This window comes from Polyangium jinanense, assembly GCF_028435265.1.
Taxonomy (GTDB): Bacteria; Myxococcota_A; Polyangia; order Polyangiales; family Polyangiaceae; genus Polyangium; species Polyangium jinanense.
Map to the genome: position 1 here is coordinate 24,092 of NZ_JAGTJK010000007.1, position 23,884 is coordinate 47,975.

The window sequence follows — 23,884 nt, forward strand, 5'->3', positions numbered from 1 at the left end:
ACCGCACGCGCGCGGCGGATCGGGCAGGCTCTGGAGAGCTTCGCCACGATGTTCGGAGGCAACCATCCGAGCAGAAGCTGCACGTCGACAGGGGAGGGGAACGGCGAGGCTTGCGAACAACCCGAGCCGCACGGCGCTCGAGACCGTCGCGGCGAGGGCCTGGGGCAGGACCGAACCGGCAATCTGCGGCGCGAGCGCTCTCGGCCGTAGGTGCGACAGTCGGGGCAGATCGGCCGCGACTTCGGATCTCCGAAGTTCCCCCATATAACATGCCTACGAGCGTCCCTCCGCCCTGTCAACGTGATCCCGCGGGTGGGGAAAATCGAGCGATTGCGCCACCTCTGCCGGACGAGTTCGTGAAGTAGGGTCGAAACCCGGACGTCGCAGGCTGCCGGTAATGGTATAAGCGAGTGGATGACTCGCCTGACCATGCTTGCTTTCTTCGCGCTCGCCTTCGGGGCGGGCATCTCCTCTGTGCAAGCCGCGGAGCCACCTCCGGCTCCAGCGGCGTCGCCCGCCGTGCGCGCCGCGCCGACCCCGACACGGATCCGGCGCTGGTATGGGTGGCAAACCCTGATCGGCATCGGCGCGGCCGACACCGTTGCCTTCCCCTTGTCGTGGGTCAAGCTCGCGCTCTTCGGGCCCATCACCTTGGGCTTGCGGGCCTTCGTGCCGCCGATCGTGCACTGGTCACACGGTCACATCGGCAAGGGCTTCGGCAGCCTCGCGCTGAACCTCTGCCTCCCCGCGGCCACGGCCGGGATTGGCTTTGCGCTGGGGCTTAAGTGGGCCGATTATAGTCCGGGCGTCTCGTGGATCTCCGGCGGCTTCATTGGCATTCTGGCCGCTCCTACGATCGATATGGCCGTGCTCTCCACGGAGGAGGTCGAGGTGCCTGCCAAAAGGGCCTCGTCCCCCCTCCTCCCCCGCGTGATGGCCGTCGTGCCCATGGTCGCCGCGGATCGCGTCGGCCTCACCCTGATCGGCCAGCTCTGAAATCGGCGCTCGGCCCCGGAGACGCCGGCCGCCCACGTCGGAGAGACAACCGTCTGGTTTCTGGACGGTCCTGAAACGAGAAGGACTTCGTGTCCTTCGATCTCGTCGTGTGGCCTGGTTCGCCCGTTGCTCCATCCCGGTTCTTCGAAGCGCTCGAGCACCAGCATCCAAGCGGGATGCCGCCCCTCCCGCGGGAGCACCTCCTCACCGCAATCACGTCGGCGAGCGAGGACAGCCCACCTTCTTTTCCACGCTGGTCCATCCACTTCGCCGACCCGGCGAGGTCATGCAACGCGCCGGTCGGCGGCTCCTCGAGCTTCTTCATCGCCCCTGGCGCTCGGCCCGCGCGCCTGCGAGCAGCGCTCGGTAGAGCTCGTAAAAGCGTGCCTCGTCGAGCGGCTCGGTGTGGTTCCACGTCGCGACGATGCAATGGCGGCGTCCGCCTCGTTCTGCCCACGTCGAGAGGTTCAGGATGCCCGGCTCCGAGCCGCCCTTGTAGGCGATCACGTCCCATTCCTTCGGCGAAGCGAGACCGGGATTGAGCCGCGCGACGGGCAGGTCCTTCGTCTTTTCGAGCAGCGTGCACAGGTCGCGCGCCGTGAACACCCATTCGACGTCGAGGGCGCGCGGCCCATCGTGCGCGTAGGCCTCGAGCGACGGCAGGGGGGTCTTCCGGAGCTCGTCCCGCATGGCGCGCCGACCGGCCGGATCGGCCGCGCGGAAGCGCTCGAGCAGCGCGGCGTTTTGCTGTGTCTTGAGCACGAATAGCTCGCGCGTCGTCAGGAGCGGCGTGTTGCCCGGCGCGTGTCTTTCGACCGCGGCGCGGCCGAGCAGGTGGATGAGCGCGTCGGTCGCGGTGTTGTCGCTCTGCGCGATCATCAGCGCGGCGAGCGTGTGCACCGTGAGAGGCGCGCCGTCGGGAAAGCTCTGCAAGATTCCCGTGGGGAGGCTCTTGTCCTCCGGGCGGAGCGTGACGACGCGGTCCCAAGCGAGCTTCTTTCCGTCGATTTGCTCACGCAAAGCGGCGAGCACCGCGAGCTTGAACGCGGAGCCCACCGCGAGCGGCGCGTCCGCTGCGTGCTCGGCCGCGGTCTTGCCGTCCGTCAGGACGAGGACGGACGTTTTCCCGGGAAGCCGGCGTATTTGCGCGAGCGTGGCGTCGAGCGGAGGCGCGACGGTGAGCTCGGGCGCACTGAACCAGAGCGAGGTGATCCGCCCGGACGCGTCGATCGTGATCTTCGTAGGCACCCGGCCCTTCTCGAAGATGGCGACGAAGCCGCCTTCGGTCTTTTCGAGGCCCGTGAGCGCGCCGAGCGACGCTCGCATTTGCGCGACGATCGCGTCGAGCTTCGAGGCCGGCACGGCGTCGGCGAACGACTTCGCGAGCCAGGCCTTGTCCGTCCTCTCCGCGCGGAGGAGCCTCAACAGCGCCTCCTCGGGGGTCTTCGCACCCGTTTCGGCGTTCACAGGCGCCCCGTCGGGATCCGCAGCCGCGACACGTGGCGTGGGCGGCGACGCAGCCTGCACCTCCGGCTCGGGGCAGGTGACGGGTGGCGCCGCGCTCGCGCAGCCGGCGAGCGCGACGGAGACGAGCCAGACGCACCTTCGGAGCACCATGATCACAGGGAAGCATCCCAAGAGCCGATGGGATTGCAAGGGGACATCGCGCGTGTCTCAGGCTGTGAGCGTCGCGTCGGCAGACAGGGCGAGCATCTCCGCGCTCGCTCCGCCTCGCCGCGGCTCATGCTCAGACCTCGATGGTATAGCTGTCGAACCGATACGTGTTCGGCGCTTGGGCTTCGACCTCGCGCGCGGTCTTCGTTCCGAGCTCTTCCTGTTGCTCGTGCTCGTCGAGCTCCTTGCCATCGGTACGTCGAACGAACAAGGCGGGACCAAACGCGGTCATGTGCAGAGCGGTAATCGAGCCGGTCACCGCTCGCAAGGAGACTTTCGCTCATCGCGTCGACCCAGGTGCTCGTCCTCGACGAATGCCGAGAAACGCCCTCATCGAGCTTCGCGAGTTCTTTTTATCGGACGCTTCATTTACGAAAGGACGACGCGACGGTATGCCCCCCCGACCGCCCGGCAGGCGCGAAGAGCTTGGTGACGAACTCGAGGAGGACGGCGACCTTCGGCAGAAGGTGACGGCTTTTCGGGTAGAGGGCGTGAATCGGCCATGTCGTGCCGGGGTGCTTTTCGAGGACGAACACGAGGTCCCCACGCGCGACGGCGTCGTGCGCGAGGAAATCGAAGAGCGCGACGATACCCTTTCCCGCGATCGCAAGCTCGCGGAGCGCTTCCGCGTCGTTCGCGTGGAACGGGCCTCGGATGTCCGCGTTGACCGTACCTTCGTCGGAGGTGAACTGGAAGGGGGCGGGCCGCCCGTCGCGGAGGTATCCGACGCAGTCGTGCCGGGCGAGATCACGCGGGCTCTTGGGGGCGCCGCGCCTCTTCACGTACGACGGCGCGGCGACGTGGACGATCCGGCTCGCGCCGAGCTTCTTCGCGATGAGGTTCGATTCGCCGAGCCGCCCGATGCGCACGAGGACGTCGAGAGAAGGCGGCGTGCGGCCGAAGCTCGGCGCGACCGTGCTCGTCCAGGGCACCGGCGGGGTTTCGCTCTTCGCCGCGCAACTCGCGCTCGCCGAGGGCCTACGCGTCATCGCGACGACGTCGAGCCCCGAAAAAGCCGAGCGCCTGAAGAAACTCGGTGTCACGGACATCATCGACTATCGACAGAACCCGGCGTGGCACGAAGACGTGCTTCGTCTCACCGGCGGCGAAGGTGCCGATCACATCGTCGAGGTCGGCGGTCCCGGGACGCTCTCCCAATCGCTTCAAGCCGTCGCGGAGGCACGGTGAGCCTCATCGGCGTCCTCACCGGTTTTGCCGGCCCGATCGATCCGATGCCCGTGCTCTTCCGCGCCTCGCGCCTCGAAGGTGTGCTCGTCGGCTCGGTGCACACGTTCGAAACGATGAACCGCGCGTTCGAGGCGAAGAAGCTGAGGCCCGTCATCGACGACGTTTTCACGCTCGACCGCGCTTCCGTTGCCCTCGCCAAGATGAAAGCGGCGACCCACTTCGGAAAGATCGTCGTTCGTGTCAACGGATGAAGCGTGAGCGAGCAGCGTCAGGCGCGCTCTCGATCGCGCAAGAGCGGCGCGAGAGCCGCGCTCATGGCCACGACAGCCGCGCGAAGTCTCGCAGGCTTGAACGCGGCGAAACCGAGCAGGAGCCCGCCGCGCTGGAGCGGGCGTATCGCGAGCGCCGAGAGCGGCGTGGCGACCACCGAATGGGCAGCGATCGCAGAGGCAGCGGCGCGGTCGTCCACGCCGGGAGGTAGCCACACGCAGAGAGCGAGGCCGGCATTCGAGCCAATCACCTCGATGGCGCCCCCGAGCTCGGACGTGATCGCCTCGAGCAGCGCGGCGCGTCGTTCGGCATAAAGCTCGCGCATTCGTCGGAGGTGCGATACGAAGTGTCCCTCGCTGATGAACTCGGCGAGCGCCGTTTGCGCGAGCGGCGGCGTGAAGCGATCGAGTACGCTCTTCGCCGTGACGAAGCGGTCGAGCAGCGCGTCCGGCACGATGACATAAGCGAGCCGCAGCGCGGGGGACATCGTTTTGCTGAAGCTCCCCGCGTGAATGACGACCCCCGCGTCATCGAGCCCCTGGAGCGCCGCGAGCGGACGGCCCTCGTAACGGTACTCGCTGTCGTAATCGTCCTCGAAGATCCACGCGCCGTGCGCCGCAGCCCAATCGAGCAGCGCGAGGCGGCGCTCGATGGAAAGCGTGACGCCGAGCGGCGCCTGGTGCGCCGGCGTGACGTACGCGAGGCGCGCGTCCGGCGCACGCTCGATGCCGGCGGCGACGTCGAGCCCGTCTTCGTCGATGGGCAGCGGGACGATCTCCGCACCCAGGCATTCGAGCAGGGGGCGCACGCCCACGTAGCCGGGATCTTCCATCCAGACGCGATCGCCTGGATCGAGGACGAGCCGCGCGGTGATGTCGAGCGCCTGCTGCACGCTGGGCATGACGATCACCTGCTCGGCCGAGCACGAGACGCCCCGCGCGACGCGCAGGTGCTCTGCGATGGCCTCGCGCAGCACGCGCACGCCACGGATGTCGATGTCGGCGAGGCGTGTGCCCACCGCGCGCCGCGCGGCGCGGGTCACCATCCGGCTCCAAGCCTCGTGGGGGAAGACGTCGAGGGCCGGGAGGTGCGCGCGGAAGGGACGGAGCGTGCCGGAACGGCCGAACGGGTTTTTCGATGCGTCGAGCCCTGCACCCCAGCGCGACAGGTGCGGCGCGCGCGGCCGAGCGCGTCGCTTCGCGCCCGGGGGTTTTACCTGGAGCCATGCGTCCGGTAGATCGCTGCTGACGAAGGTGCCGGAGCCATGCCGGCCCACGATGTAGCCCTCCGCCGCGAGCTGCCCGAACGCCGCGACGACCGTGCCGCGCGCGACCCCGAGCTGCTCTGCGAGATCACGCGTCGAGGGCAAGCGGGCGCCGGGCCGGAGGCGTCCTTCGAGGATCGCACCACGAAGCGCGTCGTAGGCTGCACGGTGCATGGGGACACCGTGCTCGCGAAGGGGGATCGGCAGTTCGGGGACACGCGTGCGGCGGCTCATGGGGGGGCGAAGTGGTCCAGCCCGTGGTGGGCAAAGTGGAGCTTCCACGTGGACCACTCCAACGCTACACCCTCGCCAAGGAGAAATCATGAAGCAACGCATCGCCTACCAAGACGTCGCCCCGAAAGCCTTTCGTGCGCTCCTCGCCCTCGCGCAGCACGTGCGTACTTCCGGCCTCGACCACAAGCTCGTCGAGCTCGTCAATCTGCGGGTCTCCCAGATGAACGGATGCGCGTTCTGCATCGACATGCATACGAAGGAGCTTCGCGCTGCCGGGGAGACGGAGCAGCGGCTTTATCTCCTCTCGGCATACCGGGAAGCACCCTTCTATTCCGACCGAGAGCGCGCCGCGCTCGCGTGGGCCGAGGCCGTGACCGAGCTCGGCAAAGACGGCGTGTCGGATGCGGTCTACGAGGAGGCGCGACGACATTTCGGGGAGGCGGAGCTCGTCGAGCTGACGGTGGCCGTGATCCACATCAATGCGTGGAATCGCATGAACGTTCCCTTCCGGATGCCCGCGGGCACCTACACGCCGAGTGCCCGATGAGGCCCCGCGAGAGTGCCGAACGATTCCGCGCCCTGCATGCGGAAGGCCATCTCCTCGTTCTGGCGAACGTCTGGGACGCGGCCTCGGCGCGCGTCGTGGAGGCCGCGGGCGCCGAGGCGATCGCGACGAGCAGCGCCTCGCTTGCCTGGGCGCATGGCTACCCGGACGGCGAACGCCTGCCGCTCGACGCGCTCGTCGCGGCCGTGCGCGAGATTGCCGCGGTCGTGTCGGTGCCGATGACGGTCGATCTCGAGCGTGGCTACTCCGACGATCCCGCCGCTGTCGTCGAGGCGGTGGCGCGGATCGCGGATGCGGGTGCCGTCGGCGTGAACCTCGAAGATCGGTTTGGGCCGCCCGACGTCCTCGCGAACAAGATCCGAGCGTGCAAGCGCGAGGCAAGGATCGCGGACGTGTTCATCAACGCGCGCATCGACGTGTTCATGGGCCGCGGGGCGCCGCCCGAGAACGCGCAGGGCGAGGCGCTTGCGCGCGGGCGTACCTACGCGGACGCGGGAGCGGACGGCCTGTTCGTTCCGAAGGTCACGGCGCCTTCGGCGATCGAAGCCCTGGCGCGCAGCACGCCGCTGCCCCTCAACGTCATGGCCTTGCCGGGACTGCCGAGCGTGCGCGAGCTCAAGGCGTACGGGGTCCGGCGTCTCAGCGCCGGACCCTGGCTGGGCCTCGCGGCGCTCAGCGCGGCACGCCGGGCCTGTGTCGATCTCTTCGAGCACGGCTCCTACGAGAAGCTCTTCGACGCCGACCTCTCCTTCCCGGCGCTGAACGATCTGCTCGCGAGGTGACCTTGGGAGGTCGAGGGACCTGCGCGAACGGTTTCAAGCTCGACCCGGGAGGTCCCGGGACCTGCTTGAACGGAGCGCAACATCGAGCCGGGAGGTCCCGGGACCTGCTTGAACGGAGCGCAACATCGAGCCGGAGGTCCCGGGGCCTGCTTCTTCGGGGTCGAAGACCGATGACGGAGGTCGAGGGATCTGTCCGCGCGGCGGAGAGGGGGAAAGGCGCTGGATCGAGCCGGAAACTCCCCCCTCTCAGGTCGGCGCGGCCCGCGCGGAACTGCTTTGCCCGTTCACACGACGCGGGATCGCCGGGCGTAGGGCTTCTGGTGCTCGCCGCGGGCGCTTCCTTCCGCGGAGAGGAGCCTCTCGATGCGGTCCTCGAGGGGCGGGTGGCTCGAGAAGAGGGCAACCATGCGGCCGCCGCGGATACCGAACGCCTGCATGCTGGTGGGCAAGAGGCTTGGCTCGCCTTGTTGCATGCGGAGCGTGTTCAAGGCGCCGGCCATGGGCTGCTTGCCGACGAGCTCGGCGCCGCCATCATCCGCGCGGAACTCGCGACGCCGGCTGAACCAGGCGACGATCAAGCTCGCGAGGATGCCGAACACGATCTGCAAGATGATGCTGCTCACGAAGTAGGCGATGCCTGGACCTCGCTCCTCGCCGTCCTCGGAGCGGCTCAAGAATCGGTCGATGAGGAAGCCCACGACGCGACTCAGGAAGATGACGAACGTGTTCAGCACGCCCTGCAAGAGCGTGAGCGTCACCATGTCTCCGTTGGCGACGTGCGCGATCTCGTGACCGAGCACGGCCTCGACTTCCTTTTGCGGCATGTTCCGCAAGAGGCCCGTGGAGACGGCGACGAGGGCTTTGTCGCGCCGCGCGCCCGTGGCGAAAGCATTCATCTCCGGGCTGTCGTAGACGGCGACCTCGGGCATCCCGATGCCTGCCTCGCGCGCGAGCCTCGCGACGGTCTGCAAAAGCCAGGTTTCCTCGGCGTTACGGGGGACGCCGAGGACCTGCGCGCCGGTGCTCCATTTGGCCATGGTCTTCGACAGGAGGAGCGAGATCAGCGAGCCGCCGAAGCCGATCAGCGCGGCCGTGACGAGCAGCCCTGGCAGGTTGATCCGCACCCCTTGCTGCACGAGGAAGCGCTCGAGGCCGAAAACCTGGGCGAGGATGGCGAGCATGGCCACGACCGCCAGGTTGGTCAATACGAACAGGGCGATCCGGCTGATGAATTTACCTTTCATTCGTGATCTCCACAATCCGAAAGGACGGGCACGGTAAACCTGTGACGCGTCCGTCCCGGTGCAAGAGGCAAACCGGCGAAGCGCGCCGAAGCTTCCGTGAATGAGACATCGGAAAAACCGTGGTGGGGGCCTTTCACGACCTCCCTCCGGCCATTCGAATCCGGAGTATCGACGGCAATGGCCGGACGCTTGCGTCCCACCAAAGTCAGCGCGCGGCCGCCATGGCCGCGGTATCAACCACGTTCAGGATTTGGTTGTTTGGCAAACAACCATGCGTTCAGTCGTGGCCGTGGCATCGGGCGCTCCCTGCGCAACGAAAATAGCCGGACGACCTGGACATGTGGTACTCGTTGGTACATGGGGCTTGGTCCCGGATACGCGGTTTCGAAGCACGTGAGACTCGTGCGCCTGCTCGGACGGGGCGGCATGGGAAGCGTGTGGATCGCGGACCACCTCGGGTTGAAGACGCAGGTCGCGGTCAAGTTCGTGGCGGACGTGCACGCCAGCGACCCGGCGACCCGAATGCGCTTCCAGCGCGAGGCCACGAGCGCGGCCCAGATCGGGAGCCCGCACATTGTAAATATCCATGATCACGGTGTCACCGGCGACGGGATCCCGTACATGGTCATGGAGCTGCTCGATGGGGAGGACCTGTCGTCGTGCATCAAACGAACAGGCCCGCTGCCTCTCGAAGACGTCGCCAGGATCGTCTCGCAGACCAGCAAGGCGCTCGGCAAGGCCCACCGGCTCGGGATCGTGCATCGCGACATCAAGCCGAGCAACATCTTCCTCCTCGACACGGAGGGCGACATCTTCGTCAAAGTGCTCGACTTCGGCATTGCAAAGCCGGGCGGCGGCGAATCGAGCGACGTGACGAGCACCGGGATGATCGTCGGGACCATCCTCTACGCGAGCCCCGAGCAGCTTCTCAACGCCAAGAGCGTTGATTTCCGCGCGGATCTCTGGTCCCTGGGGGTCGTCGCCTACCGCGCGATGACAGGCAAGCTGCCATTTTCCGACGAGAATGGGATCGGCGCGCTGTTCCTGGCCATGCAAGCGGGGAAGTTCGTTCCGCCGAGCCAGATCGTGAGCACCATCCCGCCCGAGGTCGACGAATGGTGCAAGCGCGCCCTCGCACATGACCCCGCGGCGCGGTTCGCCTCGGCCAGGGAGATGGCGGACGCGCTCTACACCGCCCTCGGCAGGATATCGTCTCCGTCCCTCACGCGTGCTCCCCACAACGGGGCCAGCTCGTCTTCGCGCCACGTCTCCCGTGGAGAATCGACCGGGGCTCCATCCGTCGTCGGAGGCATCGGACGGCGGGACGAGAAGGTAACGGTCGTCGAACACAGCTACAGGCCGTTTTCGTCGGACGGCGAAGCGTCACAAGATTCCTCCGTCCACTCCGTGGCTTCCTCCGCGCATATGGACAAGGAGGCGAACGCCCGTGACGCGGCAAAGGAGCCGAGCTCCCTCGGTGGGCCCGCGTCCGCGATGACGTACGTCGGTGAGGCGGGGACCCGCGGATCGGGGGCGCCCGGACCGGGTCGACGTTGGCCCATGATCGCCGCGGCGGTGGTGAGCCTCCTCGGGGCAGGCGCGCTCGGGTTTGCCTATCTGAAGCCCCCCACGAAGCCGCTCGGCGGGCCGTCGACGCCGGTCATCGAGAATGAACCTTCCGTGACCGCGGCCCCGTCCGCGAGCCCGACCCCAGAGGACAACAAGGCGCCGCCTGTCGTCGAGCCGGCCTCGAGCCGCATGGACATCGCCCCGAATCCGCCTGCGCCAAGCGAGTCCGTGTCCAGTGCCTCCGCTCCGAGTGCGTCCGCGCCGGCGGCACGTCCGAAGCCGTCGGCGAGGCCAGGCGGCCCTGAGCGAAGCAATCCGCTACCCGAGAAGGATTATGGTTTCTGAACGGTCGGTGATTTCGCGACGTATCACAAAGGTTCGTGTTTCGAGGGGGGTCGCGTGGTTGTCTCGTGTCGCGGCATTGCTGGTCACCGCGACGCTCCTCGCGCCTTCCCTCGCGCTCGCGGCTGAGCCTTCCTCGGCGGACAAGGAGACGGCGCGCAACCTCATGAAAGAGGGTGACGCGAAGTTTGCCTCGAAGGACTACGCAGGCGCCCTCAAGGCCTATCAGGCGGCGCATGCGATCATGCAGGTTCCGAGCACGGGCCTGCCGCTCGCCAGAGCCCAGATCGAGCGCGGGCTGCTCGTCGAAGCGCGCGATACCTTGTTGCAAGTTTCGCGTCACCCGAAGGACGCGAACGAGCCGGCGGCATTCGTGAAGGCTCGTGAAGAGGCCGCGGATCTCGCGCAAAAGCTCGCGACCCGTATCCCGTCGCTGGTGATCGTCGTGGAGGGCGTTTCGAGCGACGTTGCCGCCGTGGCCGTGGACGGGGCGTCGATTCCCTCCGCGGCGCTCTCCGCGCCACGCAAGGTCAATCCGGGCTCGCATACGGTCACCGCCTCCGCGAGCGGATTTCACGCGGCGAGCGCGACCGTCAACGTGAAGGAAGGGGCAAACGAGAAGGTCACGCTCAAGCTCGTCCCGGCCGATGGCAGCAAGCCGCCGCCGGCGCCGAGCTCGCCTGCGCAGGCGATCCAGGGCGGAGGGAAGCTCCGGATCGAGAGCTCCGCACACGAGGGGAACGTCTTCATCGACGGGAAAGCCGTGGGCGCGACGCCGCTGGAGGTGCCGGTCACGGCGGGCGTGCACGAGGTCGAGATCCAATACCCGGGCGGCACGAACGAAAAAAAGCAGGCGACCGTCGACGCCGGCAAGACCGAGCGCGTGGAGTTTCGACCTTCCCCGATGGATGAAGTGGCGCGGTACCGGAAGGGCCTCCATTTCGGTGGGTCGTTCAGCCCCGCGATGGCGGTGTATACCGAAGGCGGCGCGATCATGTTCGGCGCGGCTGCGGGTTTCGTGATGAACATCGGCATCACCCCGATGTTCGATTTCCGGACGGGCGGGACGCTGACGGTCGTGCACCGATTCAACGAGAATCCGGAGTATCAGGCGACCCAGGTCTCCGTGGTCGTACCGGCCATGCTCCGTGTCAACTGGAGCCCGTGGTTCTCGTCGGCTGCGGGGCTCTCGGCTGGATTCGTGGCGGATCTGCAGACGGACCCGGTGCTTTACGGCGCCTCCGTGGGCCCGGAATGGTCGCTCCTGTCCATGTGCGCCGGCGACCGGCGTCAATACGAGATTTCCTTCAGCCAGGGGCTACGGTTCGGCCAGGCCCGAAGAGATTTTCATCAGCTGGTCACGTTCACGTATCTCTCGTTGTGAACGACGACTCGATCCCAAGCAGGTCGCCCTGCTAGAACATCGATCGGTTTGACAACCGCTCGATGTTCTAGCCTTTTCGTCCCGAGGGGGACGCCTCGCGTCCCCCTCTCGTCCGGGCAAAGCCCGGCCGATTCACCCCCCGAGGCGAAAACCGCTTCGCGATCTCGCAGAGCGCCGAACAGTTCGGCGCTCTAGCAGGGCTCAGGGCTCATGCCTCAAGCGAAAACACGCGGACCCTGCGGGCGCCTCAGGGCGTCGGCACCGCGATTTCGATCACCCCATCCGCCTGCTTGAGCTCGAAACGCGACAGGAAGCTCAACCCCAGAAGCCCCTCGACGCCCGCGCCGAGATCGTCGACCACCACCGCCGGCACGCGCTTCGCCGCGAGTTTGTCCACCGCGATGGAGCCAACCAGGATGAAGAGCCCATCCTTTTGCCCGTTCGCCGTCTGCAGCACGACCTTCGGTGCCCCGGCGAGGTCGAGGCCCAGCTTTTCCGCGAGCGCTCGCGGCAGCGTCACGTAGCTCGCCCCGGTATCCACCACGAAGGACGCGGTCTCCTTGTCGTCGAGGCGAACCTTGGCGCGAATCTGGAGCTGGCCCGGCTCCATACGCAGCGCCGCGCGGCCCTCGCCCACGACCGAGCAGCCCCCTTTTTGCAGGAGATCGGCGATGCGCGTCCGGATGCCCGGCGTCCAGGGCGCACGCGAGTGGTGAAAGACGAGTTGCTGCAACGGAAAGGCCGCCTCGCAGGGCTTGCCTTGTTTCTCGTAGACCGTCGCCAGGTTGAGCGGGATGTCGGAAAGCTTCGGGTGGAGCAGGAGCGCCTGGCGGAAATCCTCCGCCGCGCGGTCGAGGTCGCCCTTCTCCTGGTACACCACGCCCCGCCACGCACGATAATGGACTTGATAAGGGTCGGAATTCACGAGCTCCGTCAGATCGGCCGCCGCCGCATCCGCCTCGCCCAGGCGCTGGTGCGCCCGGTAGGTGATGCGCCTCGTCTGGACGTATTCGCCGCAGGCGGCGGTAAACGTGGCGGCCCGCGCCACCACCCCGCGGCTGTCGCCGGCCGCGAGCATCGTCTCGAGGAGCTCGAGCGTCTTCGGGCGGTCGCAAGGCTCCTTCTGAAGCTCGCTTTCGAGCTTGTGTACCGTGTTCGAGGCGGCCCCGTAGTCGTAGCGCGGCTGGTAGGTGCGGTAGGCCCAGTAGCCACCGCCCCCGAGCCCGCCCAGCACGACGAGGGCCACGAGGGCGCGTACGAGCGGCGCACGGCGCTGCTTGCGCTTGCAATTGGGGCAAAGGGCCTGCATGCCGTCGAACTGCCGGCAGACCGCGCAGAGGGCCACGAAGCACTGGCTGCACGAGGCCACCGCGGAGCTCCCGGGGTGGGCTTGGCAAACGGGGCGCTGCATGATGCCGTTTTACCGCGAAGACCTTCCGCCGAGCAAGCGTTCGTCGAGCCTATTTCGTCTCGAAGCCCCGCTATTCGTCGACCAGACCCTCGGCCGGGGCAATGCGTGCGGCACGGCGGGAGGGGAACACGCTCGCCAGCATTCCGGCCAGTACCACGAGCGCGGTGACGGCGAGCAGGTTCCACCATGGGATGTCGGTGACGAGGGCAGCTCGTCGACCCACCACGGCGGCGATTCCGAGCAGTCCGTAGGGCAGGCCGATCACGGCGCCCAGCGCGGCACCAAGGAGGGAGATCCCTGCGGCTTCCAGAAGGAGCATCGTGCGTACACCGGCGCGTCGCATGCCGAGCGCTCTGAGCAGAGAGATCTCCCTGGTTCGCTCCAGGACCGAGAGCCGGAGCATGTTGGCCAGGCCGATGACCGCGATCAGGACCGTGACCAGCAGCATTGCGACCGACATGTTGACCAGGATGGAGAGGATATTCGCGATGTCGCCTCGCTCGCTGAGTGCGCCCGAGACCGTGATCGACGGGTCCATGGCTGCGATCGTGTTGGCGCCGGACTGCAGGGCATCACGATCGGCCGACGGAGCCGCGATGGCCCAGACGGTCCGCTGCGTGGATGTGCTCGAAATCGAGGACAGGATGTCCGCTCGCACAATCCCGATGGTCGGGCCGGTGGTATCGGCCCATTTCGAGGCGTATGCGACGAACTCATGGCGCGCCCCGTCCACCACAGCCGTTACGGTGGCTCCCTCGGAGAGGCCGGCTGCCGCGAGGTATCGTCCGGGGAGGAGCATGGCAGGTGGACGGTCGGGCGTGACGGTCGAGAGTTGCGTCATGCCTGCCTCGCGGATTACCTCGCTCGGCGCCCCGAGCAATGTGGTGATCTCCTGTCCGGCGGCGGGAGGTAGCTCGACGGCTGTCTCCGGCAGGGCTGCGGTGATCGAAAGGCCAGGAAGCGACGCGATCGCTCGCACGGTCTCGGCAGAGATGACCGGGGCGTCGGTACGTACGCTGAGGTCCACGGGATAGCGGGTTTGCAGGTCCGCATCGACGGTGGCCTGGCCGCTCTTGGCAGCCACCCCCAAGGCGACGATGAGCGCCGTGCCGAGAACCAGGGCCGTGACGGCGGACCCGGTGCGTTCGGGATTGCAACGAAGATTCGAGCCGGCGATCTCGGCGGCGACACCCAGTCGGTCGAATCCGCGTTCCACCACGGGCAGGAGCAGCATCACCACCCGTCGAAGAGCCGTCAGGATCCCTACCGCCGAGACAAACCCGCCGACCACCACAGGCGCGACGGCGACGGTGCGGATTCCCGCTGCTGCGACCGCCGCTCCGATGATGACCAGGGTCGACGCGAGCACGAACACGACCCGACGGGACTGCCGGGACGGCATGGCATCGGGCGCGGTGCGTAATGCCTGCGCAGGGGGGACGCGGATGGCATGCCGGGCCGGGAACCACGCGGCGATGACCGTGGAGGCCACCCCGATCGCATTGCACGCGAGGAGGGCGAGCGTGTTGATCTGCAGCCCGCCGGCGGCGAGTTTTTGGTACGAGGCTCCGGCGAATCCGAGCAGGACCCCCAATGCCGTGCCGACCACGGAGCCAATCGTGCCGACGATGGTGGCCTCGGCGAGGATCAGGTTTCGGACCTGATTGCGATGCGCACCCAAAAGACGCAGCAGAGCGGTTTGCCTCCTGCGTTGGGTCAGAAGGATGGAGAACGTGTTGGCAATGACCAGGACGGCGGCCAGCAGAGAGAGCAGAGCGAAAGCCAGCATGATGAACGTCAGGGCGTTGGACCCTCCCACGAACCGTCCCGCTGCGGCCGCTGATTGCTCCCGGGCGCTCGACACCTCAACCGGTCCGGGCAAGGCGTTCTCGAGACGTTGGATCGTGGCCTGGAGCTTTGATGGGTCTCGCACGAGGGCCAGGGCAACCGTGGGTGTATCGCCGGCAAAAAAGGCTTCGGCCGCGTAGAAGCGATAGGAGACGCCGACGAGTGGCTGGAATCCGAGCTCCGCAACCCCGGTGATCTTCACGTTCTGCATGGGGGATGCCTTCGAACGCAGCCGGACGGTGTCACCCACGTGGACCCCGAGCTCTGCCAGGGTTTTGTCGTCCGCGACGACCTCAGCGGGCCCGGAGGGCCATCGACCTCCTTCTCGGAGGCGGAACCAGCGAGCCTGTGGGTTCTCCGGCAAGCTCAGCACGTTGGCTGTTCCACGTTGCCTTTGGCCAAACGCTTCCACCGTTCGCGCATAAACCGGATCGACGGTCGCAATGTTGGGCTCGCGGCTGACCTCCCGAAACCAGGACGGGTCCTTGGTTGGGGCCTTGTTTTCGAGGTAAATGTCCGCCTTGGTCAGCGGTGCAGCCGCGGTCAACTGGAGCCCGATGGTCGTTGTCGAGGCAAAGACCGAGGTCGCGACGAGAAACCCGACCCCGAGCGCAATGGCGACGACCACCGCCATGACGCGGGACGGATACGATCGGAGCTGGGCCCATGCGTCAGCGATCAAGGCGTGACCTCCTCGCTCAAGCTCTTCATGGCGGTCAGCACGCTGTCCTGCGCGGGTTTTATGATCTCGTAGCGTAAGTGACCGTCCGCCATGAACAGGACACGGTCCGCGTAGGTTGCGGCCACCGGGTCGTGGGTCACCATGACAATGGTTTGTCCAAGGGTGCGACAGGCGTCTCGCAACCCTGTTAGCAGGGCTCGGCCGGTGGCCAGATCGAGCGCGCCTGTGGGTTCGTCCGCGAAGATGACGGCGGGTCGCGTGAGCAGCGCCCTGGCCACGGCGACCCGCTGTTGCTGTCCGCCGGAGAGCTCACCTGGACGGTGGGACAGTCTGTCCGACAGCCCCAGGGAGCTCACGATCTGATCCAGGAACGGTCGGTCTGGTCTGCGCCCGGAGAGCTTGAGCGGGAGCAGGATGTTCTGCTCGGCGGTCAGGGTCGGCAGCAGGTTGAATGCCTGGAAGATGAAACCTATCCGATCTCGCCGAAGATCCGTGAGCTCTCGGTCGCCGAGGGCTGTGATGTCCCGGCCATCGATTTCCACCTTGCCGCGGGTCGGGGTGTCCAGGCCGGCGAGCAGATGCAGGAGGGTGGTTTTTCCCGATCCCGAGGGGCCCATGATGGCGGTGAACTGCGCCCGCTCGAACCGGGCAGACACGGCGTTCACGGCGTGAACCGCCGTCTCGCCGTTGCCATAGACCTTCGACAGGTTGAAACACTCCATTGCGGCTCGTTCGACGCGCATGACATGCCTCATGGGACAGGTCCTTTTGAAGGATTAGCGACGGGGAGGTTCCAGGAGGAGCACGTGAGGAATTTCCTCCGGCGCAATCATCTGACACAGCGTGAGAAGCGTTCCGGACCATCCGAGCATGAGGCCGGGCACCGTTTGAATTCCCTCCGGCAAACCCGGAGCGTCGCCGACCGTGTGGATGCGCTGCAGCGCGGATTCCCGGAAGCTGTGAGCCAATGGTCGCAGGTCGTCTTCGATGAGGGAGGCCTGGTGCAGCGTCACCCAGTTGCCCAGGGAGCCGTGACAGAGGGAATCATTCGGGGGCAAACCGGCGTCGTGAACGGTCCGAGCGGCCCTCAAGCCAGATCTGCGCAGCTCGTCATCCTTCAGGAGTTTCGAGGCGGCCAGGCGGGCGAGCCCGATCCCGCTCACGCCATGGCACCAGTGAATGGGATACTGGTACCCGTCTCGTCCACGCATCTCCGGCCGGGCGTCAGCCCACCGGTCGAGCCGTGGGTCGAAGAGCCGGTCGTCGAACGCGAGGGCCTCCCGTGCCGCCTGAAGGACCTCCACGTCGTCGAGGAAGGCGCCCGCCCTGGCAAGGGCCCACCCGATTCCGGTCGCTCCGTGGGAGAACCCGCCGAGGAGGACTCGTTCGTCGCCGAAGGCCCAGGCCCGGGAGCCGTCCGAGAGATGCAGGCTGTTCGCGAGCAGGTGCTCCGCCGCCGCGCGTACGCACGCGGAGATGTCCGCATCGTTCTCGAGCGCGGGATGACTGGCCAGGACGGCGCAGACGCCAGCGGAACCGGTGGTGACATCCAGGTACCGGTCGTCGCAGATGCTCCTTTTGAGCTTGCGTATGGCCGCTCTGCACGTGGCTTCCCACGCACGGTCACCGGTGACGGCCGCATAATGGGTCAGCGCATAAAGGAAGCCGGCCACCCCGCTGAACCCGCCCACGGGCAGGGGCGCGGTCCCGACCAGCCAGTCATTGAGGTGATGGTGCACGGGGGTGAGGGCCCTCCGTGCGTACTCCGCCACCCAGGCGTCGGGGACCAGGGTGCTGGCGTAGGTGAGTGCGAGTCCAACGCCCGCAAGGCCGTCGTAGAGTGTGGTGCCCAGGGGGCGGTATTCGAGGCCCTCATTCGTCACGTCGGTCGTCACGCCGATCCAGGTGACGTCTTTTTCACCGACGATCGCGTCTCGGCGTGCCCGCTGAAGCAGGCGCTCGAGCATCCTTCGGGGATTCATCGGGCCGAGCGGAGCAGGGACGCTCGTCCGTGTCGTCGGCCGCTCCTCGGCGGAGGTGGGCCCGGCTGTCGCAGCGGCTATCGATTCGAGGACCATTCGCTCCTGGAATTCGAGGTCTTGCCGAGACAGGTTTGTGATCCGGCTCGACAGGGCGTCGCGGCCGCTGGTCGCAAAGTAGCCCCTCCGGACCTCACGGCCGGCGGAAAGCAGCGATGTGCCGTCCAGCTCTGCGTAGAACAGTGGGATGTCGTGGTCGTGCAGTGCAGACAGCTCGACGGCAATGGCGTCTGCGTCCTCGGGACGTTCTCTGGCCAGGCGCCACAGGCGATTGAGGAGGTTGTCCCGGGAAACACCAGATCGCGCGTACGCGGGCTGGGTCATCTCCTGGAGCAGGAGGGAATAGCTGCGTGTCGGTCGCAGGAGATGGCGGAAGGAGAAGTTCTCCGCTCGGGCGATGACGCGGAGGAGGTCGTCGCGGCGCTCGAGGGCGGCCGCATAAACCGTGCGAAAGCCCTCGGACACGATCTTGGCATTCTTGCGGGCAAACTCCAGCGTCATGCCAGGAGGCTGGTTCCGGGACTTTCCCACCTGTTGCCGCTGGTATTCGATGCGCATGTGGGCCGTGAAGGCGCCGACGATCCGCAGGACGTCCCGGTACACCGCCGGAGCGAGGCCGCCGGTCAGGACACTGACGTCGATCGGCCCCTGATTCTCGATGCAAATGCGCACGGGAAGATACCCCGACCCGAGGACGCTGCCGTTCAGCCTGGCGATGGCATGATCGTTTGCTGTGCTCGAAGATGTTCGAGCATGATTCTGAATGGCGGTTTCGAGGTCCACCGGGACCGGGCATGTCGAGGTGGCAATGACGTTCTCGAGATGGAGGTCGGAGCTGCCGAGGAGGTAAGCGACGCCGGCGCTCGCACCGAGGTTCCGAAGATAGGTTTCGAGGTCTGTTTCGCCGGCCTCGGCATGCGGAATGAATTCCACCCATCCGTAGGAATCCCTGGCGAGGACATTCGGGGCTCGCAGGGTGATGGTGTCGGCGACGGCTGGCGCGAGGCACTCGACGAATTGCTGGTAGAACCGGTAGATCCGGGTGTCTCGGGGCTTGTAGACCACACGCTGCGTGTTCTCGAACTCGAGCAGGACCACCGTCTTCCCGCCGTCGTGGTGGTCGCCGGCGCCCAGCGTGACCCGCGTGATGCGGCCTGGGGCGGGATCCAGCAGGCCGACCCTGGTGAGCTGCGGGAGATCGTCTCGAAGTCTCTTGGTGAGCAGAGTGATCGAATTCGACCACATGCGTCCGATCCGGACGAAATCGCGAGCCAGCAAAGGGTAACGCTCCAGGATTTCTTTTCGGATCGTGCGGGATCTCAGGGCGGAGTCGAAGCGCTCGTACCCTTCCCATCTGGAGAGCTCGGCGAGCAGGCATCGAATGGCCACAGACCCGAGCCTTTGGGCCAGCGCGCTCAACATCTGCGCGCGCGCCGCGTCGGTGAACAGCTCGGCTCCCGCCAGGTCCCGCAGGTGCGCGGAGTGATGGGCCACGACGTCGGCCAGCAGGCCGGCAAATGGCAGCTCGCCAAGCTGCGTGTTCTCAATGACGAGCTCGTCGAGGGGTGGCGGCGATTCGTGGGTCGAGGGGGTATCAAAGAGCAGGGCCATGGCATCGGGGAGCCATGCCAGGGATGCGTGATGAGGTTTGAATGGCCCCCCGTCGAGGATCGAGGCCAGTTCCTGCTCGTGCATACCGATCCTGGCCAGGTAGGAGTGGAACGTGGAATCGTCCAAGAGGTGATTTCCTCGCCACTTCTCGAGCAAGTCCGGACGTCCGGTGCGAGATGCTCCGGCATCGACCGGTCGGCGCTCGACGACGGTAAGCGCCTGTGCCATGGCAACGTGGTCTAGATGTGCCCCCGGGTTCACGTATCTGCTCCTCTGTCCCGATGAATCCCTAAAAGGGTGGGGTGCCCGACCCGGGTCGGCGTCGGACACCCCACGTCACTGCTTCGTCAGCGGCAGGCGCAAACAAGGGTGCCGCACTCGATCGTGAGCGTACAGACCCACCCGCTGCTGCCCGCGTAGGGCTTCGCCGATTGCTCGAACTCCGCGTCGATCTGCGCTTGCAGGGACGGCCCTGCCTTGTCGTCCCATTGCGCTTCGACATCCCAGCGGGGGCTCTTCGCAACGATCACCTTGCCAAACGTTTCGTTCATGATTCTATCCTCCATTCCTTTCTCGGTTGGTGCGTGTGGCATTCCGTGCTCCTCGCGAAATCGCGACATTTCGTGAGGGGCATGGAATGAGGCGCGACGTGGAGCGGCGCATCGGCGAGCAGACCGAGCTCGCGGCTCGTCGCTCATGGCTCGCCTTCTGGCGGCCTCTCGTCCGCTCGCAGCGGCTCCGTAGGCGCACCTCGAAGGTCGAGCTTTGCTGTCGGCGTCGCGCTTCACGCCCACGCAACGCTGGTGCCACGCGGGGGGAGACACCGCGCGCTGGGCCCGCACGTTCACGAAGGTCCGCGAGCGCCACCGACGGCGGCCCCGTGGATCACCGTGGCTTTCGTCGAACCCGGCGCGCCGTCCCAGCGGAAAACGGGGCCCGCGGCAGTCGGATGGGCTGCGCCGGGCACGCTCTGGCGTGCGGGCTCCTTCGAGCAAGGAGTTGCGTCGTCGCGCAAGCTCGTGCCTATGACGCGTGAAGTACCACCCGTATTGTGGGGGGCTTCAGGAAGGCCCCTGAGAGGGTGTTCCCCAGGCTGCTGCGCGGCTCGATGCGTCGGTCGACCTCGAGCCGCTCGCGACGCCTGTGGAACACCCTCTGAGGGGCTTTCTCGTACGACGGAGGCCCGGCGAGGTGCCGGAGGCCGATCAGGCCGGGACGATTTCGGCGACGGGAGGGGTCGACGTATCGTTCGGCATGAGCCGGTAGCGCTTGCCACCGGAGGTGAACGAGCCGTCGTCTGCCGCTGTCGCCTGACGAAGCACATCGAAGGTTTCGTGCGCGATGAGGTACGACGTCGTGCCCGGCGGGACGATGCCCAGCGTCCACTCCGCGTTCGAGATCATGAACTTCTGCTCGGGAGGCCGGAGGCCCTTGGTCACCAGCGCGCCGAGTTCAACGGTGCCGGAGGAGTCGCGCATAAGGACGCGGAGTCTCAGGGTGGCAATGGTTGTGAGGAGTTCTTGGCGCACTGCCGGTGAGGAGACTGTCATATCGCCGATGATGGCATGACCTCCCCGGCAAGTTGAAGAGGATCGAGCACGCGGCGCGAAGGTGCCGCAGCGGGCAAGAGGGCGATGACATAGCTGGATATCACAATTTTAAGGTTTCCATGTGTCGAGGACGTTATCGTATCGACCACGTCGGCAGCGTCCTCGGCCACATCTTCGCCCCCAGTTGGCTGCGTCCTCACCGAAAGAGCCTCGCTAACTTCGCACGACTCGTAAAAATACCTCGAGCCGTAGCGCGTCCGCCCGCGTCCTTGCCCGGGATCCCGCCGGTGCCGGCGCGCTCCGCCAGGCCGCGCCCGCGAGCGCCGAGGCCTGCGACGCGCGACCCATCCGCTGCACCTCGTAATCGACCGCCTCCACCGCCTCCTCGAGACGGCTGAAGCGGGCCATGCTCTCACCGTCGACGAGCACCTCCCAGCGCTTGCCGCGCGCGCCGCGGCACACGACGAGCGCCTCTGCGAGTGTTCCCGATCGACGCTCGAAATGCAGAACGAGCCCGTATTTGCCGAGAGACGCCCATGCGTTGTCGGAGATCGCGCGGACCTCGTCAGAGAGCCCGAGCCCCAGCGGATCGAAGCGCGCGGCGCGGTCCTGGATCTCGCTGAGCGTGATCGCGCCCGCCTCCAGGTCGAATCCTGGATGATCGAAGGCGATGCGCTCCCAGGTGCGCCTCGCCGCGGAGGCGTCGCGGCCCTCGAGGTCCAGGTCCCGCGGCATGCCGAAGAGAGATGGAAGCGTGCAGAGATCCAGGGCGGAAAGATCCACAAAATCGAGGATCAAGCAATCGGTTTTTCCAGGAAATAGACGCGTCCCGCGCCCCACGCATTGCGCGTAGAGCCCCTCGTTCCGCGTGGGGCGGGCCATTGCGACGCAGCTCACGCCAGGATCGTCGAAGCCCTCGGTCAAGACCCCGACGTTGGTGAGCACGATCGTCCGGCCTTTTCGGAAGTCCTCGAGCGCTCTCGCGCGGTCTTCGGGCTTCATGGTGCCGTGGACGATGCCGGCGGGGACACCGAGGGCGTTGAGCGCGTAGCAGAGGTTTCGCGCGTGGCTCACGGTCACGCAGAAGGCGATGGTGCGCCGGTCGCGCGCGAGCTCCTGGATCGCGCGGGCCACGAGAGCGTTGCGTTCCTCGATGTCCACGGCGAGCGCGAGCTCGTCCTCGGCGAAGTCGAGACCCTCGCCCGAGAGGCGCGAGAGGTCGGCGGTGGTGGCGATGCGATAGCCGGAGAGCCGCACGAGATAACCTTGCTCGATGAGCTCCGGCAATGTCTTCGCATAAACGATGCGCTCGAAGACCGTGTCGAGGCCCTGGCCGTCGCCGCGGGTGGTGGTGGCCGTGAAGCCGAGCAAGGTGCCATTCCAGTCGGAATCGAATGCTCCGAGGCGGCGGAGGACGCGGAGGTTGTCGTCGGCGGCGGCGTGGTGGCATTCGTCGTAGATGACGAGCCCGAGGTCGCGGCCGGCGAGGAGGTTGGAAAGGCGCGCGTCGTGAAGCGAGCGGATCGAGGCGACGATGACCTTGGCATCACGCGGCGCGCGGCGCGTGGCTTGCTCCACGGCGACGATGGCCTCGCCGGCGAGGGCGCGGTGGATCTTGTCGCGGGCCTGCTCGACGAGCTCTTCCCGATGCGCGAGCACGAGGACGCCGCGGCGCGCGAGGCGAGAAAGTTCGGCGAAGATGACGGTTTTACCGGCGCCGGTCGGGAGGCAGACGACCATGCGGCGCAGGCCCGCGCGCCGGGCGGAGAGGACGGCGCTCACCGCTTCGCGCTGGTAGGGGCGGAGCGAGGGCGCAGGCGATGTCGCGGGCGGGGGAGGGGTCATGCGCAAGGCGGCGAGTGTAAAAGAATTTTTCGCGAAAGGTCTCGGGATCGGCCCGTTTTCCGTCTTGCCAGCAAGCCGCACATAAGGAACCCTGCGCGAGCCTTGCGGATCGAGATCATGAAGTCCACGAACATCGTTTGCCGCTCGAGGGGGCGGGCCTCGAGCCTACCGTGGTTCGCAGCGCTCGCATGTGCCGCATCGGTCGCCAGTTGCACGCAGGCACCGCCGCAGACGCGGCAGGAGGCGGTGTCTCCTTCACCCGCACCCGCGAACGTTGTGGCACCACCACCCACCGTTCCCGAGGTTCACGTCGATGGTCCGCGTATCCGCGTCGCCCTGAAGGAGATCCGCCTGGACGACGCGACCATTCCTTGGGACCCCGCGCTCTTCCGCGACCGGCTGCACAAGATCGACCCGCTCTTCGAGACCCTGCGAGAGCTTCGCAAGACCGAGCTCGACCGGCAAACGCCAGGTGAATGCGTTTTCGAGGCAGAACCCGATGTCCCTTTCATGGCGGTGGCCAGTGCCATTTTGACGAGCGCATTTGCTGGCTGTTCCGTGGCTTGGGTATCGACCGACGCGGGGTGGCTGAAGCTGCGGACGCCCATTCCACAGCCTCCCGGTGCGCCCTCGACCCCCGAGAGCAGGGTTCCCTCGCGCCGGCAGATCGCGCTGCACCTCGGCTCCGCGCAGCTCGAGCTCACCATCTTCGCTGTCGTGCCGCCCGCCTCGGGCACAGGCCGAGAGCAGCTCGAGCAAGTGCTGAGCCGGAAGGTATCACGAGGGACATCGGAAGCCCGTGAGCTCGGCAGCGCGCTCGTCGGGGCCTGCCAGGAGGGCCCGCGTCCATGTCCAGCAGGCCTGTGGTTGACCGCGGACGCGGACGTGCTCTTTCGCGACGCTGCGGGCGCACTCGGGGCGATCGTCAATGCGCAAAAAGGAGCACCCGCCGGCGATGGCGGGGCCGCGGAGGTCTTGGTGAGCTTTCGCCCCCATGGTGCTGGGCCCCTCGATCAGCGCCCTCCTGCCATCCGGCTTGGAGGCACCCAGGTATCCGGCCGTCTCGCGCCGGAACAGGTCCAGCGCGTCGTTCGCATGAGCTTCGGCGGATTCCGGACCTGCTACGAGGAGGGGTTGAAGCGCAATCCCAATCTGGAGGGGCTTGTGAACGTGCGTTTCGTGATCGGAAAGGACGGTCGCGTCACGCAAGCGGCTTCCTCCCCAGCGTCTCCCGCGACCCCGGAAGGCCAGGCGCCGCCCTCGCGGATGCCTGACGAGAAGGTCGTCGCGTGCATCGTCGGAGCGTTCGAGAAGCTTGTTTTTCCTGCGCCGGAAGGGGGGATCGTGACCGTGGTATATCCCATCAACTTCGCCGCGGGGAACTGA

At 66.9% G+C, this 23,884-nt stretch carries 20 protein-coding genes; 8 read left to right on the top strand and 12 right to left on the bottom strand.

What is annotated here, in order from left to right; translation table 11 throughout:
• Positions 1–414 precede the first annotated feature (414 nt).
• Complete coding sequence (locus tag KEG38_RS16845) at positions 415–996, top strand: hypothetical protein (RefSeq protein WP_272420548.1); 582 nt, start codon at positions 415–417, stop codon at positions 994–996.
• A 321-nt stretch (positions 997–1,317) separates the two neighbouring features.
• Here the strand turns inward: KEG38_RS16845 and KEG38_RS16850 are convergent, their stop codons facing one another.
• The 3 genes from KEG38_RS16850 to KEG38_RS16860 form a co-directional block, all read right to left on the bottom strand.
• Positions 1,318–2,613 (bottom strand): serine hydrolase, encoded by a 1,296-nt coding sequence (locus KEG38_RS16850; RefSeq protein WP_272420550.1) that lies wholly within the window; start codon positions 2,611–2,613, stop codon positions 1,318–1,320.
• A 130-nt stretch (positions 2,614–2,743) separates the two neighbouring features.
• Positions 2,744–2,902, bottom strand: coding sequence for a hypothetical protein (locus KEG38_RS16855; protein WP_272420552.1), 159 nt, complete (start codon positions 2,900–2,902; stop codon positions 2,744–2,746).
• Between the two features lie 133 nt (positions 2,903–3,035).
• Entirely contained in the window at positions 3,036–3,539 is a 504-nt protein-coding gene (locus KEG38_RS16860; protein WP_272420553.1) for a substrate binding domain-containing protein, read from the bottom strand.
• Between KEG38_RS16860 and KEG38_RS16865 the strand changes: the two genes are divergently transcribed.
• Together KEG38_RS16865 and KEG38_RS55530 are read left to right on the top strand one after the other, a co-directional pair.
• Entirely contained in the window at positions 3,532–3,858 is a 327-nt protein-coding gene (locus tag KEG38_RS16865; protein ID WP_272420555.1) for a zinc-binding dehydrogenase, read from the top strand. The two genes, KEG38_RS16860 and KEG38_RS16865, sit on opposite strands and share 8 nt — an antisense overlap.
• Positions 3,855–4,109, top strand: coding sequence for a zinc-binding dehydrogenase (locus KEG38_RS55530; RefSeq protein WP_272420557.1), 255 nt, complete (start codon positions 3,855–3,857; stop codon positions 4,107–4,109). Before KEG38_RS16865 ends, KEG38_RS55530 begins: the two co-directional genes overlap by 4 nt.
• A gap of 17 nt (positions 4,110–4,126) precedes the next feature.
• Here KEG38_RS55530 and pdxR read toward each other — a convergent pair whose 3' ends face one another.
• The gene (gene pdxR / locus KEG38_RS16875) at positions 4,127–5,566 is read right to left on the bottom strand and encodes a MocR-like pyridoxine biosynthesis transcription factor PdxR (RefSeq protein ID WP_272420559.1); all 1,440 of its coding nucleotides are present in this window, start codon (positions 5,564–5,566) and stop codon (positions 4,127–4,129) included.
• 148 nt (positions 5,567–5,714) lie between these two features.
• Between pdxR and KEG38_RS16880 the strand changes: the two genes are divergently transcribed.
• A complete protein-coding gene (locus tag KEG38_RS16880) occupies positions 5,715–6,173 on the top strand; it encodes a carboxymuconolactone decarboxylase family protein (RefSeq protein ID WP_272420561.1) in 459 nt (152 codons plus the stop codon).
• Positions 6,170–6,973: an isocitrate lyase/PEP mutase family protein gene (locus KEG38_RS16885; RefSeq protein ID WP_272420562.1), complete on the top strand. Its 804-nt coding sequence runs from the start codon at positions 6,170–6,172 to the stop codon at positions 6,971–6,973. Before KEG38_RS16880 ends, KEG38_RS16885 begins: the two co-directional genes overlap by 4 nt.
• Positions 6,974–7,257: 284 nt before the next feature.
• Here KEG38_RS16885 and htpX read toward each other — a convergent pair whose 3' ends face one another.
• Entirely contained in the window at positions 7,258–8,217 is a 960-nt protein-coding gene (gene htpX, locus KEG38_RS16890; RefSeq protein ID WP_272420564.1) for a protease HtpX, read from the bottom strand.
• Between the two features lie 357 nt (positions 8,218–8,574).
• Here htpX and KEG38_RS16895 point away from each other — a divergent pair, with 357 nt between their 5' ends.
• Positions 8,575–10,131 carry a serine/threonine-protein kinase gene (locus KEG38_RS16895; protein WP_272420566.1) on the top strand — a complete coding sequence of 519 codons (1,557 nt, stop codon included), beginning with the start codon at positions 8,575–8,577 and terminating at the stop codon, positions 10,129–10,131.
• 58 nt (positions 10,132–10,189) lie between these two features.
• Complete coding sequence (locus tag KEG38_RS16900; RefSeq protein ID WP_272420568.1) at positions 10,190–11,512, top strand: PEGA domain-containing protein; 1,323 nt, start codon at positions 10,190–10,192, stop codon at positions 11,510–11,512.
• 247 nt (positions 11,513–11,759) lie between these two features.
• Here the strand turns inward: KEG38_RS16900 and KEG38_RS16905 are convergent, their stop codons facing one another.
• The 7 genes from KEG38_RS16905 to KEG38_RS16935 form a co-directional block, all read right to left on the bottom strand.
• A complete protein-coding gene (locus KEG38_RS16905) occupies positions 11,760–12,923 on the bottom strand; it encodes a TIGR02281 family clan AA aspartic protease (RefSeq protein ID WP_272420569.1) in 1,164 nt (387 codons plus the stop codon).
• Positions 12,924–12,993: 70 nt separating this feature from the next.
• Positions 12,994–15,405, bottom strand: coding sequence for an ABC transporter permease (locus KEG38_RS16910; protein ID WP_272420571.1), 2,412 nt, complete (start codon positions 15,403–15,405; stop codon positions 12,994–12,996).
• A gap of 44 nt (positions 15,406–15,449) precedes the next feature.
• Entirely contained in the window at positions 15,450–16,196 is a 747-nt protein-coding gene (locus KEG38_RS16915; RefSeq protein ID WP_272420572.1) for an ABC transporter ATP-binding protein, read from the bottom strand.
• Positions 16,197–16,229: 33 nt separating this feature from the next.
• Positions 16,230–19,331: a type 2 lanthipeptide synthetase LanM family protein gene (locus KEG38_RS16920; protein WP_272420574.1), complete on the bottom strand. Its 3,102-nt coding sequence runs from the start codon at positions 19,329–19,331 to the stop codon at positions 16,230–16,232.
• Between the two features lie 119 nt (positions 19,332–19,450).
• Positions 19,451–19,654, bottom strand: coding sequence for a hypothetical protein (locus tag KEG38_RS16925; protein ID WP_272420576.1), 204 nt, complete (start codon positions 19,652–19,654; stop codon positions 19,451–19,453).
• Positions 19,655–20,308: 654 nt separating this feature from the next.
• Positions 20,309–20,653 (bottom strand): hypothetical protein, encoded by a 345-nt coding sequence (locus KEG38_RS16930; RefSeq protein ID WP_272420578.1) that lies wholly within the window; start codon positions 20,651–20,653, stop codon positions 20,309–20,311.
• A gap of 213 nt (positions 20,654–20,866) precedes the next feature.
• A complete protein-coding gene (locus KEG38_RS16935) occupies positions 20,867–22,498 on the bottom strand; it encodes a DEAD/DEAH box helicase (protein WP_272420580.1) in 1,632 nt (543 codons plus the stop codon).
• A 276-nt stretch (positions 22,499–22,774) separates the two neighbouring features.
• Between KEG38_RS16935 and KEG38_RS16940 the strand changes: the two genes are divergently transcribed.
• Positions 22,775–23,884, top strand: coding sequence for an AgmX/PglI C-terminal domain-containing protein (locus KEG38_RS16940; protein WP_272420582.1), 1,110 nt, complete (start codon positions 22,775–22,777; stop codon positions 23,882–23,884).

Bases quoted from the DNA above. Each gene is read 5' to 3' on its own strand.
- KEG38_RS16905 (WP_272420569.1), bottom strand. From the start codon at position 12,923: ATGCAGCGCCCCGTTTGCCAAGCCCACCCCGGGAGCTCCGCGGTGGCC.
- KEG38_RS16910 (WP_272420571.1), bottom strand. From the start codon at position 15,405: ATGGCGGTGGTCGTCGCCATTGCGCTCGGGGTCGGGTTTCTCGTCGCG.
- KEG38_RS16880 (WP_272420561.1), top strand. From the start codon at position 5,715: ATGAAGCAACGCATCGCCTACCAAGACGTCGCCCCGAAAGCCTTTCGT.
- pdxR (WP_272420559.1), bottom strand. From the start codon at position 5,566: ATGCACCGTGCAGCCTACGACGCGCTTCGTGGTGCGATCCTCGAAGGA.
- KEG38_RS16895 (WP_272420566.1), top strand. From the start codon at position 8,575: ATGGGGCTTGGTCCCGGATACGCGGTTTCGAAGCACGTGAGACTCGTG.
- KEG38_RS16865 (WP_272420555.1), top strand. From the start codon at position 3,532: ATGCGCACGAGGACGTCGAGAGAAGGCGGCGTGCGGCCGAAGCTCGGC.
- KEG38_RS16930 (WP_272420578.1), bottom strand. From the start codon at position 20,653: ATGACAGTCTCCTCACCGGCAGTGCGCCAAGAACTCCTCACAACCATT.
- KEG38_RS16845 (WP_272420548.1), top strand. From the start codon at position 415: ATGACTCGCCTGACCATGCTTGCTTTCTTCGCGCTCGCCTTCGGGGCG.
- KEG38_RS16885 (WP_272420562.1), top strand. From the start codon at position 6,170: ATGAGGCCCCGCGAGAGTGCCGAACGATTCCGCGCCCTGCATGCGGAA.
- KEG38_RS16855 (WP_272420552.1), bottom strand. From the start codon at position 2,902: ATGACCGCGTTTGGTCCCGCCTTGTTCGTTCGACGTACCGATGGCAAG.
- KEG38_RS16920 (WP_272420574.1), bottom strand. From the start codon at position 19,331: ATGGCACAGGCGCTTACCGTCGTCGAGCGCCGACCGGTCGATGCCGGA.
- KEG38_RS16925 (WP_272420576.1), bottom strand. From the start codon at position 19,654: ATGAACGAAACGTTTGGCAAGGTGATCGTTGCGAAGAGCCCCCGCTGG.
- KEG38_RS16935 (WP_272420580.1), bottom strand. From the start codon at position 22,498: ATGACCCCTCCCCCGCCCGCGACATCGCCTGCGCCCTCGCTCCGCCCC.
- KEG38_RS16915 (WP_272420572.1), bottom strand. From the start codon at position 16,196: ATGCGCGTCGAACGAGCCGCAATGGAGTGTTTCAACCTGTCGAAGGTC.
- htpX (WP_272420564.1), bottom strand. From the start codon at position 8,217: ATGAAAGGTAAATTCATCAGCCGGATCGCCCTGTTCGTATTGACCAAC.
- KEG38_RS16850 (WP_272420550.1), bottom strand. From the start codon at position 2,613: ATGGTGCTCCGAAGGTGCGTCTGGCTCGTCTCCGTCGCGCTCGCCGGC.